The organism is Acinetobacter sp. YH12218, assembly GCF_013417925.1.
Classification (GTDB): domain Bacteria; phylum Pseudomonadota; class Gammaproteobacteria; order Pseudomonadales; family Moraxellaceae; genus Acinetobacter; species Acinetobacter amyesii.
This window is the reverse complement of the sequence record NZ_VPDB01000012.1, coordinates 1-16,620: the sequence shown is the minus strand read 5'-3', so window position 1 is coordinate 16,620 and position 16,620 is coordinate 1. Positions and strand designations below refer to the sequence as shown.

Sequence of the window (16,620 nt, the reverse complement as noted above, 5' to 3'; positions counted from 1 at the left end):
ACAATGGCTGAAGTACTTCATCACGACAACCACGGACATGACGAACATCATCATCACGATGATACTGACATCACTGTCTTTGGTTTCTGGACATACTTGATGAGTGACTTGGTTCTTTTCGGGACACTCTTCATCGCGTTCGCTGTATTAAGTAGCCACGTTCCAGTGGGTACGCCAAGTGCACAAGAGCTGTTTGGTGAATCTTTAGGTTTCGTTTTAACTGAAACTTTCGCCCTTCTTATCTCTTCTGTAACTTTTGGTTTTGCTGTTCTTGCAGCATACAAGAAAAATGTTGGTCAAGTTTTAACTTGGTTAGCAGTTACTTGGGTATTTGGTGCAGCCTTCATTGGCATGGAACTTTATGAGTTCAACCATTTAGTTCATGCTGGTCATGGCCCAAGCACAAGTGCGTTCTTATCTGCGTTCTTTACTCTAGTTGGTACGCATGGTATTCACGTAACTTCTGGTTTGGTATGGATGCTTGTGTTGATGTTCCAAATCAAGAAATATGGTTTGACACTTCCAAACACTCGTCGTCTTGCTTGCCTAAGCTTGTTCTGGCACTTCCTTGACATCGTTTGGATCTGCGTATTCAGCGTTGTTTACTTGATGGGAGTTATCTAATGAGTCACGATCATAACTCTGCTGGTGCAGCTCACGGTAACGTTAAACAATATACAATCGGTTTTATCCTTTCTGTTCTACTTACCGTAATTCCATTCGGTATGGTAATGGCAGGTGGTTTTAGCCGCGGTCTATTGGTTGCCGTAATCGCGATTACTGCGGTTGCTCAGGTTCTTATTCAGTTAGTTTACTTCCTGCATATGAACTCTTCTTCAGAGCAACGCTGGAACGTGATTGCATTTGTTTATACAATCCTCACAATTGCTATCCTTTTAGTAGGTTCTGTGTGGATTATGAACTACCTTCACTTCAATATGATGATCTAAACTGGTCGTCATGCTGAAAAAGTATTTATTCCTGACTAAACCAGGAATTCTCTTTGGTAACTTTGTTACCGCTTTGGGTGGCTACTTTGTAGCTGCCCAAGGTTCTGTAGATTTCCTTCTGTTGCTTCTTACCCTCTTAGGCACCCTCTTTGTGGTCGCTTCTGGATGTGTTGTCAATAACGTTATTGACCAAGACATCGACTCAAAAATGCAACGCACACAAAATCGTGCGATGGTTAAAAAATCAATCTCGATTCCTGTTGCTTTAGTTTTTGCTTTAGTTTTAGGTGTAATTGGTTTTAGCATTTTATGGTTCTGGGTAAATGCTTACGCTTTTCTTTTTGCTGTTATTGGTTTTGTCGTATACGTTGGTTTTTACAGCTTATGGACAAAACGAACAACAATCCATCAAACCATTATCGGCAGTCTTTCTGGCGCAGCGCCACCTGTAATCGGGTATACGGCAGTTGCAAACCAGTTTGATTTAGGTGCATTACTGATTTTTATTGGTTATGCATTTTGGCAAATGCCTCATTCTTGGGGAATTGCAGTTTACCGATTTGATGACTACAAAAATGCAGGAATTCCAATTTTACCTGTAGCACGTTCAATTCATCGAACCAAGGTTGAATCTTTGGTTTACGTGATTTTGTTCTGCATTACCATGAACGGTTTATACTTTTATGGTTATGCCAATTGGATTTATATGATTGTCCTGAATGCCTTAAGTCTGTATTGGATTTATTTAACCATTCAAGGATTCAAAGCTGAAGATGATCAAGTTTGGGCAAAACAATATTTCATGTTTTCGGTCAAATTGATCACAGTGATTAGTTTAATTTTTAGTTTTACCTCCACTGCCCCTCTAAAGCCAATTGTATTTTTTTAAAGAAGATAGAGTTTTACTCTATCTTTTTTTATTTCTAGGCATCTTCAATCAACTTTCCCCACTTGATATCATTGCACCTACAATTATAAATAACTGTGCCTTATGTCTTCTCAACAAAAAATTCTTCGCTCTGCTCTTTTCACATCATGTATTCCTTTTGGCATTTTCTTTAGTGCACACAGTCATGCAGGTATGGATGTCTATTGTGAACCTTCGACTAAAATTCAGACCACTGCCTATACTGCATGCAATGAATTGCCTGCGCTCACGCCGGCAAATGACAATCAAACCAATATGCTGCTGTTGCTTAGCGATTTAGGCATTGCCAAATTTAATATTCAAGAAGAAAAATCCACTTTATGGACAACTAGCTATAGCAAAGTTCCTTTTGAAGTTTCCAGTCTTTTAGTGAATAGCCACAATAAATTGCCAAATGCACGCAAACCTCTAAAAGCACCAGATTTAAGCTATAACGAGCATTGCAATAGCCTGCAAAATGGTGCGCACGCGTTTATTCAACAAGTCAAAACGGACACTAAGCTTTCAAGAAGTGAAAAAGACATGTTGATCCATGAGCGTGAAAAAATTAATAATTGTGAAAACACATTAGCTTTACTGAGCGTGAATCCAAATTGGTCTGCCGCTGCACGTCAATATGTATCCTATCTAAATGCAACGATCTCTTTTTATAATACTCACTTTTCCACAGCGACTAAGATTTATTCAGTACTAACCAATGTTGATCAAGCGTGGTTAAAAGAAACTTCTCAATATATGCTGATTCGTAGCACCTTAAATGAAGCCTATCAAAGTGGTGTTGGTGAATATGGTGATTTAGTACATGACAAACTCAATCAAAACTTATTAACCACTTTTTTTAATAACATTACTCAGTACTTTAAGCTCTATCCGCAGGGTCAATATGCAGCAAGCGCACGCGGTTTATTAAGACGTGGTTTTTGGCTGAGTGGTAAACACGATTTACTGATCAATGAATATGTCTGGCAAATCAATCATCCAACATCCAGCGTCTATAATTTAGAATTGCCAAATCTACCTTATGAATTAGATCGACATGTTTTTCAAAGTAATAGACTCAATGTCAAAAATTTGAAAGATCCATTTTTTCTTAGCATTTATGACCTTATGCATATGCGCAAAAAAGAAACGGCAGATGATGTGGTCATTTCATGGGCTGAGTTAAACGCACAGAAAAATTATTTTAAAGATTCACTAGAACTGTTCCAGTATTTGCAGGCAAATCACTTATTTTATGTGCAAAACAAAGCACAAGAAGCACTCAAATATCTGCCACAACAAGTACCGAGCAGCATCAACAGTTACCTACAGTTGAGTCAGCTACTACTTAAAGGCCGCATTCTGGAAGCTAGTGGGCGAAATCAAACCACTCAAAAATATTGGGAAAACCTACTTTCCATCAGCAAAACCGCCGAACAACGTGGATTGGCTGAACTTATGCTGTATCGTTACTATGCTCAACAGCAAAATACTGCACAATTTATTGGTTCTTCAGCCAAAATCAAGCAAGCTTATCTACAGCAACAATATTTAGTCGATGCAGCGAATGAACAAAGTTTAATGTCTGTGGTCAAAAATAACGTGGCCACGCAAGATCAAAAAAATGTTGCGCTTTATACCCTACTAAATAAGTCATTGGCTTATCAAAACTTTGATTTATTTAACCAAGCGTATCGTGAATTACCAAGCAACGCGGCTCAATTTAATACTGAACAAAACACTGCGGAGAAGTTTCGCAATCAGCCATCATTTGCAAATTTCTTATGGAAAGGTGCAAGCGTGAGCAATTCGATTAAATGTCCTGACTTGGCAACTTTGACCCAACAATTGCAAGTCAACCCAAAAGACCTGAGCCTTAATTTATGCTTAGGTGAATATGCGCGTAGTTCACAAGCCTATACCATACTAAATCTCAACTACCTGCCTGATCATTCACTGCAAAGTTTCAAGGGTACTTATTTTGCCCGTGGCGATGTATATAAAAACATTATTAAAACAGGGACAAAATCTGAATTAACGGCTTATGCGCTGTACCGTGCCATTCAATGTTATGCGCCAAGTGGCAATAATGAATGCCAAGACAAAGATGTAAATAAGTCGGTTCGAAAACAATGGTTTGATCAAATCAAACGCGACTATCCAGAAACCAGCTGGGCTAAATCTCTAAAATATTATTGGTAATTGATGATGATTTTGCAGGTGATCAAGTGGTCAAGAACATTTCGACTTTTGCTTATCTTGAGTATAGGTTTGTGCTCTGCTTGCACACCTGCCCAATCTGGAAAAACACAACAGGCTCAAACCAAATTACAGCAACGTGTTGATGCAGCACATTATTCAAGTTTTTGGATTTGGGGCAATATTTCTAGTAGCCCCTACTTACAGCAAGCCACGGAGCTCTATATTTTACAAGGTGAATTGAATTGGAATAAACCTTTAAAACGATCCGAGTTTATCCCTCAAGGCATTCAAGTCCTCCATAAACCACAGCAGAAAATTTGGATTGTAATCCGTAGCCATCATTTACAATGGTCAAATAGCAATATTCAGCAAATTTTGCAGCGGCTAAAACATTGGGAAAATAACGGCAATCAGATCCAAGGCTTACAAATCGATTTTGACGCAAAAACTAAAAACATTCATCAATATGCCTTATTCCTTGAAAATATACGAAAGCAACTACCTCAAAAATATCGTTTAAGCATTACTGGTTTAATGGATTGGACAAATATTCAAGATCAGCAAACGCTCAGTGTTTTGCGACGCAATATTGATGAGATCGCTATTCAAACTTATCGTGGTAGTGTCACGATCGAGAATTACACGAGCTATTTGAATAAAGTCTCAAAATTGAAACTACCTTATAAAATAGGCCTTGTACAAAATGGCCTTTGGCACGCACCTCAACATTTAATTAATGATCCTTATTTTAAAGGTTATGTGGTGTTTTTATTGCGTACCGCTAATCGGCCTTAAACCATAAATAACTCAAGCATTTTAAATCCATGCCTTGTATTTCAAACTTAAACGCTCTAAAATTCACGCTTCGCAATTATTGCGACACAACTTTGGTTGTGACTCCTTGCTTCAATCAATTAATGATTGGGGCTGCCTAAACCGTAAGGAGCTGACAATGCGTCACTACGAAATCGTACTATTGGTACATCCAGACCAAAGCGATCAAGTTGTGGGTATGGTAGAACGTTACCTAACTCACATCAAAGAAGCTGAAGGTCAAATCCACCGTCTTGAAGACTGGGGTCGTCGTCAATTGGCTTACCCAATCAACAAGATCCACAAAGCTCACTACATTCTTATGAATGTTGAGTGTGGTCAAACTACTCTTGATGAGCTAGAAGAATTGTTCCGTTACAACGATGCAATCATTCGTAGCCTTATCATCCGTCGTGAAAACGCTATCACTGAAGAGTCACTATTGGCTAAGAGTGCTGAAGAAAAACGTGCGCGTAAAGCTCAACGTGAAGAAGCACAACAAGCTCAAGACTCTGCTGAAGCATAAGGAGAACATAACATGGCACGTTTTTACCGTCGTCGCAAGTTCTGCCGCTTTACAGCTGAGAACGTTACGTACATCGACTACAAAGATATCGACACTTTAAAACAGTACATCACTGAAAACGGCAAGATTGTTCCTAGCCGTATTACAGGTACTAAAGCTCGTTACCAACGTCAATTAGCGTTAGCTATTAAACAAGCTCGTTACTTGTCTTTGATCCCTTACACTGACAATCATAAGTGAGGTTGAGCTGTGGATATTATCTTATTACAACGCATTAAAAACCTAGGTAAACTAGGCGATAAAGTATCTGTTAAAGCAGGTTACGGTCGTAACTTCCTTATCCCTCAAGGTAAGGCTGTTGCTGCAACTGAATCTAATACAGCTGCTTTTGAAGCTCGTCGTGCAGAACTTGAGAAAGCTGAAGCTGATGTTTTAGCTGCTGCTCAAGCACGTGCTGACCAATTGAACGAAGTTAACATCGTAATCACTGCTAAAGCTGGTGACGAAGGTAAACTATTCGGTTCTATCGGTACTCGTGACATCGCTGACGCGTTGACAAATGCTGGTCTTACTGTAGACCGCGCTGAAGTACGTCTTCCAAATGGCGCACTTCGCAACACTGGTGAATTCAACATCGCAATCCAACTGCATCATGATGTTGTTGCAGAAGTTCTAGTTACTATCGTAGCTGAGTAATTTCTTGCAAAGAAAAGAGCATGCTTACGCATGCTCTTTTTTTATCTGTAAAAAATAGTGCTCCAACTTTTTTTATATTTTTAACTCTTCATTCAATTCAATGTATGACGAATTAATCGGAAATACTTGTTCGCATTTCTGTAGAAAACGCCTATCATTTCAGTTCAATGAAGAGTTGAAAAAACTGTAATTAGCACCCATTTCCATCACATTAAATGGTTTCAGCATCAGGGATTTTTATGTCACAGGCGAATGCCAGCAAGCCAAACTCTACGCCAACAGCAAAAACCACAGAACAAAGTTCGTTGAAAGAGTTTCGTACCCCACCCCATAACCTAGCGATTGAACAAGCTGTGCTTGCCGCACTGATGACCGTTGCAGAATCATTTGAGCAAGTGGGTGATGTACTGACTGAAGCTGATTTTTATGCGACCCGTCATAAATATATTTTCCGTGCAATCGATCAACTGTCAAAAGATAGCTCACCTTATGATGCGGTATTGGTCAATGATTGGCTGATTAAACAAAACTTGCTGGATGCTGCAGGTGGTGAAGAATATCTGATGCAACTGATGTCAGATTCACCTTCAAGTTTCTATAACCTTGAAACTTATGCTGCAAAAATTAAAGAGTTTTCCACTTTACGCAGCATGATTAAAGTCAGCTCAGAGATTTTACAAAATGCCTATGACACCAAAGGTCGTACGGTCAGTGAAATTTTAGATTTGGCAGAAACCAATATTTTCTCGATTGCCGAGCAACACAATAACAACGCAAAAGCACAAGGTCCTAAAGCCATTAACTCTGTCGTTGCTAGTGTTTTTGATAAGTTGAATGAACTTTCACAAACTGAAGGCAGTATCACGGGTTTAACCACTGGATTTGTAGAACTTGATAATAAAACCTCAGGTATGCAAGCAGGCGATTTAATTATTGTAGCGGCCCGTCCATCGATGGGTAAAACCACTTTTGCCATGAACTTGGTTGAAAGTGTGCTCTTTAATAACAACCTGCCCGCTCTGGTTTACTCTATGGAGATGCCCGCGGATTCGATTGCGATGCGTTTGATTTCATCGTTCGGTCGTGTACACCAAGGGCATTTACGTGCAGGTAAAATGGATGCTGATGAATGGTCAAAAGTGACCAGTACTATTGTGCATTTACAAGAAAAGAATTTGTATATCGATGACTCATCTGCACTTCCTCCAACGGAAGTACGTGCCCGTGCTCGACGAATTGCAAAAATGCATGGCGGTAAACTCGGGTGTATCATGGTCGATTACTTGCAGCTTATGAAAGTACCCGGTATGGGCGATAACCGTGTTGGCGAGATCTCGGAAATTTCCAGAAGCTTAAAAGCACTGGCTAAAGAAATGCACTGCCCAGTAATTGCACTGTCACAGCTGAACCGATCACTGGAAAACCGTCCTAATAAACGCCCAGTGATGTCCGACTTACGTGAATCGGGTGCGATCGAGCAGGATGCCGATTTGATCATGTTTATTTACCGCGACGAGGTTTATAACAAAGAGTCTAAAGAAGCAGGTACTGCAGAAATTATTATTGGTAAACAGCGTAACGGTCCAATTGGTACTGTGCGTCTTGCCTTCGAAGGTCAATACACCAAATTTAGTAACCTCTCCCCTGAGTTTTATGCTCAGTATGATGATGAAGAGTAAAGACTCTTTATCATCCATTAATTCATCGACCCTGTAGGAGTATTTAGGGTGCGCCAAGCTACAGTTTATATTGATCAACAAGCACTTCAATATAATTTAAACCGTGTCAAACAACTTGCCCCAACCGCTAAAATTGTAAGCATGGTGAAAGCCAATGCTTATGGACATGGAGTTAAAGACTGCTTAGCAGCCTTAAAAGACAGTGATGCCTTCGGTGTTGCCTGCCTAGAAGAAGCCTTAGAAATTCGCGAACTGGGTTATGAACAACCCATTACTTTAATTGAAGGCATTTTCTTAGATGATGAAATGCAAATTATCATCGATAAAAAAATTGAATGTGTGGTGCATCATCAGCAACAACTAGATTGGTTACGTGCACATAAGGATGCCTATATTGCTCAAGGTCTGAAAGTTTGGGTCAAACTCAACAGCGGTATGAACCGTTTAGGTTTTAAAGTGCCTGAAATTATTGATGTCATCAATGCTTTAAAGGCGGAAGGTTTTACTTGCGTACTGGCGATGCACTTTGCCAATGCAGACGCAGAAAATCATCCTTTAAATGACCAACAACGTGAACAATTCTTACACGTAAAAGAAGCTTGTGCGCCAATCATGGGTTCGTGCTGTAACTCGGCTGCGATTTTCAAATGGCCAGAACTGAATTTTGATTTTGTTCGCCCAGGCATCATGCTATATGGCGCGACACCTTTCTCAGACCGTTCTGTAGAAGCATTAGATCTTAAACCGGTGATGACCTTTACCGCTGAAGTGATTGCTTTAAATACCATTCAAGCTGGTGAATCTGTGGGTTATGGATCGACTTTCGTTGCAGAACAAGAAATGAATCTTGCGATTGTGTCGATTGGTTATGGTGACGGTTATCCACGTGCCTTCCCTAAACAAAACTATGTATCCATCCATGGACAGAAAACGCGTGTGATTGGCCGTGTTGCCATGGATATGATTGCGATTGATATCACCGGTATGCATGCACCGATAGGCACTGAAGTTGAGCTTTGGGGCAAAGATCGTCTGGTTGATGACGTTGCAGAAGCGAACGGAACCATTGGCTATGAATTATTATGCCGTATGAGCGCGCGCCCTGTACGTAAATTAGCTTAATTACGCCAAATCAAAAAGCCCAGATCAAATCTGGGCTTTTTTTTATCTCGCTTTTTTTATTCACTTTTTAAATTGATTGATTTGTTGATCAAATGGTTATTGAAAATAGTCAGCTGTTGGTTTTGCCAATTCAATCAAACCCTGACGCAATGCTTCTGACCAGCCTTTACTGATCATGGTGAAATATGGGTCCTCTTCATAAATGCGCTTACCATTTGGTATTTCTAAACTGTCTTTTTTATAAACCAAAGCATCTAAAGGCATACCCACTGACACATTTGAGCGTATCGTTGAATCAAAAGAAATTAAGCTACAACGCATTGCTTCATCTAGCGGCATATCGTAACGCAAAGTTCGGTCGAGTATCGGCTTGCCATATTTGCTTTCGCCAATTTGAAAATATGGGGTATCTGGTGTCGCACAAATAAAGTTGCCTTGTGGATAGATGTTATATAACTGCATATCCGCACTGCCAATTTGACCGCCTACCAATAAACTACAGTAATAATTACTTTGTTCTAAAATATCTGAGGTGACATCTGAGATGACTTTTTTTAAGGTATGCCCGACCAATTCAGCCACTTCGAACATCGTATTTACACTATATAAATTCGGCTCTTGTTTGACCTCTAGCTGATTTTGTAAATGCCCAATGACCGCTTGTGTTGTGGCTAAATTTCCAGAGGTTTGGATGGTAATAAATCGCTCACCCACAATACCAAAGGAATAAAGTTTGCGAAAAACTGAAATATGGTCAACACCTGCATTTGTCCGTGTATCACTGATAAATACCATGCCATCTTTTAACCGTAATGCACAACAATAGGTCATTTTTATCCCTCAAATGATTAACAACTCAGCACTTGTACAATTGAGCTCATAGACTCAATACCACCTTTATCACGAACGCCTCGAACTGGAGCTACATCCCAGTAGTCCCGCCCAATCGCGACATAAATATGTGATTGTGGTGTAAATAGCTGATTACTGACATCAAAACAATACCATTTATTTTCGATATAGACTTCTACCCAAGCGTGACTAGCAAGATGGCTACTATTCGGTACAAATAAATACCCAGAAATATATCGTGCAGGAATACCCAAATAGCGACACATTGCGATCATGACATGAGTATGATCCTGACATACCCCCTGCTTATAATGAAAAGCATCTATTGCAGAAGTATGTACAGATGTCTGATTCGAAACATAGGGAATATGCGCCAATATCGCTTCAGCCAAACGAATCAGATTGGCACGATTGATACGAGGGACATAACAATCGGCAAAACTTTTCATGTGAATATCGCACTGCGTACTCGGCGTTGGCTGTAAAAATAATTTCGGGTTTAAATCATCCGCATTTGAATCATTTGAACTCAAATTCATCTCTACGATGCCCTGCGCCATAATGGTCATTTGCAGATAAGGTTCGCGCTGCGTTGTGGTCAACCACACATTACCAAAAGTATCCAATTGCATATCACGCTGCCCCGGCACACTCACATCCCAATTTTGCACCTGTTGGTGTGCATTGGTGGACGGGGTCATTTTGATATATTGAATGCTTCTGTTTACCACATCAGTGTAAACATAATGGGTCTGATGGTTGATCATGAGCCTCATACAGCCACCTCAAACATATTTTGGATATGATCACTGAAATGGTAAAAATTTTGGCTATTCGGTTGTTGCTTTAGTGCCTGCCATGCCTCTTGCACGCTTTCCCAGCCAAACTGAACCAAAGCCATGACAATATGTTCAATCTTCGCAATGGTGTATTGAATCTCCTGCTGCATGCGTAGCTGACGATCAAGCTGCTCTATGGCTTGTCCTAAACTAAAAAATAAAAATACATCTTCAGATTCGGACTCTAAAACATCTTGGCAATCTGTTACCACGTCACAGATATAACCCGGGTTATCATTCGCATTACGAATTAAACGGCTGAGTTCTGCATAACTTTTTGCTGAAAGCACACCCCTTAAGTCCTGTATATTACTTTGGGCATATTTAAATTGGCTGGAAAATGACGCCGGTTGCTCCGCATTTAAAACCAATTCATTCATTGAGTCGGCATCGAAGGCTGGTAAACAAAAAGCATGTGCATAGTTCAATGCCATATCGACATCTTGAAATGGAAAAATACTGCATAAATATTGAGTGCGTGCTAAATAGCGCCCCAACCAAAAAATATGTTCTGCATTACTGTTTAATAAAATCATGTTTTGCTCCTTCACTGGAGTGCTATGAGCGTAAATCGTCTACTACCCACGTATCTTTAATGCCGCCGCCTTGCGATGAATTCACCACCAATGAACCTGCTTGCATTGCGACACGAGTTAAGCCGCCCGGTACAATTTCAGTTCGATATGGTGAACTCAGTACAAATGGACGTAAATCGATATGGCGTTCCGAAACATTTGCCTCACTTAGGGTTGGGCTAACAGATAAATTTAAAGTCGGCTGTGCAATATATAAATGTGGTGCTGCGGCCACCTTATCTTTAAAACTATTTAATTCTTGTAAAGAGGCTTGCGGACCGATCAGCATGCCGTATCCACCTGAACCCTGTGCTTCTTTCACCACCAATTTTTCGATATTCGACAGCACATAGTCCAAGTCGTTCTGCTCACGACATTGATAAGTCGGCACATTTTTCAGGATCACTTGTTCGCCTAAATAGAAATGAATCATTTTATCCACATAAGGATATATCGATTTATCATCTGCTACGCCTGTTCCCGGTGCATTTGCAATGACCACATTATGCTGCATATACGCTGACATGAGCCCTGCTACGCCCAAAGTACTGTCAGGTTTGAAACATAATGGATCGAGAAAAGCATCATCCACACGACGATAAATTACATCAACCTGTTGTCGGCCTTTAATGGTTTTCACATAAACCTTATCGTTTTCTACATAAAGGTCACGCGATGTCACTAAGGGTACATCCATCTCCCTTGCCAAAAAAGCATGTTCATAATAAGCACTGTTAAAACGCCCTGGGGTTAAAACCACGATAAACGGGTTATCGACGTAGGCATTTTCTGCAAGAATTTCACGTAAAAGCTGCGGATACTGCTCAATCCCCATGATGTTGCTTTGCTGGCAAAGTTCAGGCATCAGTTTTTGACTGATCTTACGGCTTTCTAGCATATACGACACACCAGACGGTGTTCTAAGATTATCCTCAAGGACGTAAAATTCGCCTGATTGATCTCGGATGATATCAATGCCACTGATTTGGCTATAAATTTTACCTTTTAGCCCATGCATATACATTTGTGGCAAATAGGCTTCATGGGTTAAGACTTGCAGTTCAGGAATAATTCCTGCTTTTAAAATATCTTGTTGATGATAGACATCATGTAAAAACAGATTGAGTGCTTTCACGCGCTGTGCGCAGCCTAGAGATAAATTATTCCATTCCTTTCGTGCAATCACACGCGGAATAAGATCATAAGGTATGGTGCGTTCAATGCCCTCATCTTCGCCATACACTGTAAAAGTAATGCCTTCATAGAGAAAATGTTGTTTTGCAACCTGATTTAGTTGCTTCAATTCATCAAGCGTATGCTGTGATAACCACTGCTCTATCCGTTGGCATGATTCTTTAGCTACCGTTTTGCTGTCGCGCATTTCATTAAAAAAATCCGAATTGAATTGATTAAACAGCGCATATCCTCGAGCAAGTGGTAAAGTTTTTAATGTAGAGACAGAAGTATTAACCAACTTTGCCTCATAACCCTCAATTCCATTTGAAGTTGTATTACGATTTTCTTTCAGCATAGCAACTCCATGTTTTTGTCATGTTTTATGAACTAGATAATGCAATATATATGCCATCAATAAATATGTTGCTTCTCTTTGATTATTTATGCATCATTTTTGCAAAGTGGTACAGCATGTAACTGCTCAAGTTGTGTCAAATTGCGTTATTAAAATCATCTTAGTTTTTTTAGATGAAGACTTGCTTAACGCAGGAAGATTTCTTATTGTGTCCCACAGCATCATTTTATTCATTTAAGTCCAAGTTCAAGCACTAGATTATGTCTTCACAAGAAAAAGAAACGTCGAACAGCCTCTATCGTCAGTGGCAAATTCTTTCACGACTGTCCACAGGTAAGTGGATGGGTACGCGTGAATTACAAGAAATACTGAACCGTGAAGGCATTGATATCAGCCTACGCACCATTCAGCGTGACTTAAATCAAATTTCTCTACGTTTCCCAATTGAGAGCAGTAAAACAACGCCGCAAGGCTGGCGTTGGCGTTCTGATGCACCGATTCAAAGCTTGCCACATATGACCAGCTCGCAAGCGGTCACCTTTATGATGGTGGAGGAGCATCTAAAGCATTTGCTTCCACCGAGCTTAATTGAAGAAATGAATCCTTGGTTTGACCTCGCACGTCGAAGTCTGTCGTCGCAAAATAATGTCCGTCAGTGGATTAACCGCGTGCGGATCGTGCCAGCTACTCAGCCATTGATTCCTCCTGTGGTTGAAAAAGTCGCACAGCAATCGATTTATGAAGGCTTACTACAAGACAAACAACTGGAATGTCTATATCAAGGTCGTGGACAACAAAGCGAAGAAAAGACCTATATTTTAAATCCACTGGCGTTGGTCCAAAAAGGTGCAATTATTTATTTGGTGTGCACACGTCATGACAAAACAGACATCCAAACCTTTGCTTTACATCGTTTTAAATCAGCTACAGTCTTAAATTCACGTGCATTACACCCTGTCGATTTTGATATTGATGCCTATATTGACTCTGGAGCGCTTGGCTTCCGTGTGGACTTCAATAAGCCGACTGAAATGATTCAGCTCAAATTAACCATGTCGGAATCAGAAGCAGTTTATTTTGAAGAAAGTCAGCTAAGTAAAGATCAAGTGATTCAAAAAACCGAAGATGGCTGGGTTGAAGTTAGTGCAACAGTACCATTTACCTCTCAGTTAACATGGTGGCTGCGTAGTTTTGGGAAAAAGATTCAGAAAATTGAACCCGAAGAAGTCGCTATAGTTGTACAACAACGCAATGATTAAACCGATCTAAGGTTTTCTGCTACCTTAAATACTAACTAATGTTACGCACATAAAAGTAATTTCGCATTTTAAAAATGATTTTTAAGTCTATTCGACGGAGTCTTACATCTAGGGTTTAAATAAAGGAATTAGCCTTCGGCTGGAGGTACTTTTGTTTCGGCAAAAGTACCCAAAACCATTGTCATCCGCAAAACTCGTTCACTAACGTCTACTTATTCAAAGTATCGCAAAAACATTTTTAAATAAATGTAGTCCTGTCTCAAACACTTGCGGATGACCTTACCGCGTATCATTCTTTTATTTGAGGTGACAACTTCTAACGCATAATGAATATCTAGTACATTATTTATGCTTAGATTTTCCCTTAAAATATCAACACATAAAAAAGTCCCAACGCTGGGACTGGATAATTTCTTAGAATATTTTTGTAATTTTAGTCGTTTAGGTCAAAGGAACTACAGCATAAGTACCTGCTGAATACCTTATGCCGTAGCGCTAATTTCTCATGGCTATAATCAATTACTGACATAGGCAGGCTAGGTCGGCATTATTATAACGAATAGATTTCATAGTCATATTCAGCACCTCGTGTTTAGAAAGTAAAATCACTATAACCTCCATTTTGTTCACTGTGAAATAACAAGAACCGCGCTACTTTTCATAAATTTTCTTAAAGAACATTCCTGCTTTTCTTATCTCATTTGGCTTTAAATGAAAAAATCATCCAACTTCAGTGCTGCTTTTTATAAATGCTACACTGAATCAACAAATTAAAGCTTGAGCATTGTGCATAAACTCGGCAAATTATGAGCAAATGAGCTGAATAAGATTTTTCAAAATATGGCCAGTCCAGCGCAAACTATTCGCCACAAGCTACTAAATACTTTTTTTTCTCGGCATTCCATTTGGTTTGCTTGTATTTTTATCTTCCTACTCATTTCGAGTTTTCATTTAGGTTATTCCCCTCGTTATATTCAATATTTCATTCCACAAACCTTATTGAATAGTATCTGGGTCATTACTGGGCTTTTGAGTTTATTGGGTTTGTATGACGTCATACAAAACAAACATTCGATCTTAAAAAATTACCCCATCATGGGGCACTTTCGTTTTCTATTTGAAGAATTTCGACCTGAAATTCGCCAATATTTTATTGAATCTGATCAAGATGCTCTGCCCTTTTCTCGTATGCAGCGTAGTTTGGTCTATCAACGTGCAAAAAACCAAAATGCAGATAAACCATTTGGTTCAATTGTTGATGTTTACCAAAATGATTACCGCTTTATTAATCACTCCTTGTCACCTTGCATTCCTGCCATTCCTGAAACATTCCGTATTAACATCGGTAATGAACAATGTAAGCAACCGTATAGTGCATCGATATTAAACATTTCTGCGATGAGCTTTGGTAGCTTAAGTGCCAATGCCATTCGTGCCTTAAACTTAGGTGCAAAAATGGGCAATTTCTACCATGACACCGGTGAAGGCAGTATTAGTCCGTATCACTTGGAAAATGGTGGCGACATTGTTTGGGAACTCGGTAGTGGTTACTTTGGCTGTCGTACCATTGATGGTCAATTCGATCCTGTACGTTTTGCTGAACAAGCCAAGCACCCTCAAGTCAAAATGATTGAGATCAAATTATCTCAAGGTGCAAAACCAGGCCATGGTGGTATTTTACCTAAAGACAAAATTTCCGAAGAGATTGCTCAAATCCGTGGTGTCAGCCGTGAACATGACTGTATCTCTCCATCTAGCCATCCTGCCTTTAGCACCCCTATTGAAATGATGCAATTTATTCAGCAATTGCGCGAGCTTTCCGAAGGTAAACCTGTAGGCTTTAAACTGTGTATCGGGCAACCGTGGCAATTTATGAGTATCGTAAAAGCCATGTTACACACAGGTATTACACCTGATTTTATCGTGGTGGATGGTTCTGAAGGTGGGACTGGCGCAGCGCCGATTGAACTGATTGATAATATGGGGACACCACTGCGTGAAGGCCTACTCTTTGTCAATAACACCCTAATTGGTGCAGGCTTACGTGCAAAAATTAAAGTCGGTGCCAGTGGTAAAATTATTAGTGCTTTTGATATTGCCAGTACCATGGCGATTGGCGCAGATTGGGTGAACTCAGCTCGTGGCTTTATGTTTGCAGTCGGGTGTATTCAAGCTCAAAGCTGTCATACCAACCAATGTCCTGTTGGGGTTGCAACACAGGACAAAGACCGTCAAAAAGCCATTCATGTTCCTACAAAGGCAGAACGTGTTTTTAATTTCCACAAAAACACCATGCATGGTTTATCTGAACTTATTGCCTCAGCAGGTTTACAACATCCATCGGATATCCGTGCACACCATCTAGCGCAGCGCATTAATAACCGTGAAATTAAAAACTATGCACAGCTACATTTTTGGTTAAAAGATGGTGAGCTGCTCAGTTGTGAAAATAAAGATGAAGAAAACTTCTATTTCCGTATGTGGAATATGGCACATCTAGAAAAGTTCTAATCCCTACCGCATAAAAAAGAGGCGACCACGCCACTGCTGTCCCACAATTTTTCACAAGAGGAAGCTCATTTGAGCTTCCTCTTGTTTTATGGGTATTTTATCGGGTGAAAATAAAGCTTTTAAAGTTCTTCTTTCAAACAAATTCACTTGAATTATTC

At 39.9% G+C, this 16,620-nt stretch carries 16 protein-coding genes; 12 read left to right on the top strand and 4 right to left on the bottom strand.

What is annotated here, in order from left to right:
- Positions 1-3: 3 nt before the first annotated feature.
- The 10 genes from cyoC (at position 4) to alr (ending at position 8,895) form a co-directional block, all read left to right on the top strand.
- Positions 4-624 (top strand): cytochrome o ubiquinol oxidase subunit III, encoded by a 621-nt coding sequence (cyoC, locus tag FTV03_RS05370; RefSeq protein WP_078188581.1) that lies wholly within the window; start codon positions 4-6, stop codon positions 622-624.
- Positions 624-950, top strand: a complete 327-nt coding sequence (locus FTV03_RS05365; protein WP_078188582.1) for a cytochrome o ubiquinol oxidase subunit IV — start codon at positions 624-626, stop codon at positions 948-950. Before cyoC ends, FTV03_RS05365 begins: the two co-directional genes overlap by 1 nt.
- Positions 951-960: 10 nt before the next feature.
- The gene (cyoE, locus tag FTV03_RS05360) at positions 961-1,839 is read left to right on the top strand and encodes a heme o synthase (protein ID WP_078188583.1); all 879 of its coding nucleotides are present in this window, start codon (positions 961-963) and stop codon (positions 1,837-1,839) included.
- Positions 1,840-1,941: 102 nt separating this feature from the next.
- The gene (locus tag FTV03_RS05355) at positions 1,942-4,059 is read left to right on the top strand and encodes a hypothetical protein (RefSeq protein ID WP_180040370.1); all 2,118 of its coding nucleotides are present in this window, start codon (positions 1,942-1,944) and stop codon (positions 4,057-4,059) included.
- A gap of 6 nt (positions 4,060-4,065) precedes the next feature.
- Complete coding sequence (locus tag FTV03_RS05350) at positions 4,066-4,854, top strand: DUF3142 domain-containing protein (RefSeq protein ID WP_180040406.1); 789 nt, start codon at positions 4,066-4,068, stop codon at positions 4,852-4,854.
- A 157-nt stretch (positions 4,855-5,011) separates the two neighbouring features.
- Positions 5,012-5,398: a 30S ribosomal protein S6 gene (rpsF, locus tag FTV03_RS05345; RefSeq protein WP_004696436.1), complete on the top strand. Its 387-nt coding sequence runs from the start codon at positions 5,012-5,014 to the stop codon at positions 5,396-5,398.
- A gap of 12 nt (positions 5,399-5,410) precedes the next feature.
- Positions 5,411-5,638: a 30S ribosomal protein S18 gene (rpsR, locus tag FTV03_RS05340; RefSeq protein WP_004278792.1), complete on the top strand. Its 228-nt coding sequence runs from the start codon at positions 5,411-5,413 to the stop codon at positions 5,636-5,638.
- 9 nt (positions 5,639-5,647) lie between these two features.
- Positions 5,648-6,094, top strand: a complete 447-nt coding sequence (gene rplI / locus FTV03_RS05335; RefSeq protein ID WP_180040368.1) for a 50S ribosomal protein L9 — start codon at positions 5,648-5,650, stop codon at positions 6,092-6,094.
- Between the two features lie 239 nt (positions 6,095-6,333).
- A complete protein-coding gene (gene dnaB / locus FTV03_RS05330; protein ID WP_078188586.1) occupies positions 6,334-7,773 on the top strand; it encodes a replicative DNA helicase in 1,440 nt (479 codons plus the stop codon).
- A gap of 48 nt (positions 7,774-7,821) precedes the next feature.
- Positions 7,822-8,895 (top strand): alanine racemase, encoded by a 1,074-nt coding sequence (alr, locus tag FTV03_RS05325; protein ID WP_180040366.1) that lies wholly within the window; start codon positions 7,822-7,824, stop codon positions 8,893-8,895.
- 96 nt (positions 8,896-8,991) lie between these two features.
- Here the strand turns inward: alr and FTV03_RS05320 are convergent, their stop codons facing one another.
- From FTV03_RS05320 to FTV03_RS05305, 4 genes are read right to left on the bottom strand one after another with little or no spacing between them, the layout of a single operon-like run.
- Positions 8,992-9,726 carry a proteasome-type protease gene (locus FTV03_RS05320; RefSeq protein WP_168377741.1) on the bottom strand — a complete coding sequence of 245 codons (735 nt, stop codon included), beginning with the start codon at positions 9,724-9,726 and terminating at the stop codon, positions 8,992-8,994.
- Positions 9,727-9,743: 17 nt separating this feature from the next.
- Positions 9,744-10,523 carry a transglutaminase family protein gene (locus FTV03_RS05315; protein WP_180040364.1) on the bottom strand — a complete coding sequence of 260 codons (780 nt, stop codon included), beginning with the start codon at positions 10,521-10,523 and terminating at the stop codon, positions 9,744-9,746.
- Positions 10,520-11,122 (bottom strand): alpha-E domain-containing protein, encoded by a 603-nt coding sequence (locus tag FTV03_RS05310; RefSeq protein WP_180040362.1) that lies wholly within the window; start codon positions 11,120-11,122, stop codon positions 10,520-10,522. The genes FTV03_RS05315 and FTV03_RS05310 overlap by 4 nt, the downstream gene beginning before the upstream one ends.
- A gap of 22 nt (positions 11,123-11,144) precedes the next feature.
- A complete protein-coding gene (locus FTV03_RS05305) occupies positions 11,145-12,692 on the bottom strand; it encodes a circularly permuted type 2 ATP-grasp protein (RefSeq protein ID WP_180040360.1) in 1,548 nt (515 codons plus the stop codon).
- A 260-nt stretch (positions 12,693-12,952) separates the two neighbouring features.
- On the opposite strand from FTV03_RS05305, the gene FTV03_RS05300 reads away from it, so the two are divergent.
- Entirely contained in the window at positions 12,953-13,951 is a 999-nt protein-coding gene (locus tag FTV03_RS05300) for a YafY family protein (protein WP_168377745.1), read from the top strand.
- Positions 13,952-14,791: 840 nt separating this feature from the next.
- Positions 14,792-16,462: an FMN-binding glutamate synthase family protein gene (locus FTV03_RS05295; RefSeq protein ID WP_180040358.1), complete on the top strand. Its 1,671-nt coding sequence runs from the start codon at positions 14,792-14,794 to the stop codon at positions 16,460-16,462.
- Positions 16,463-16,620 lie beyond the last annotated feature (158 nt).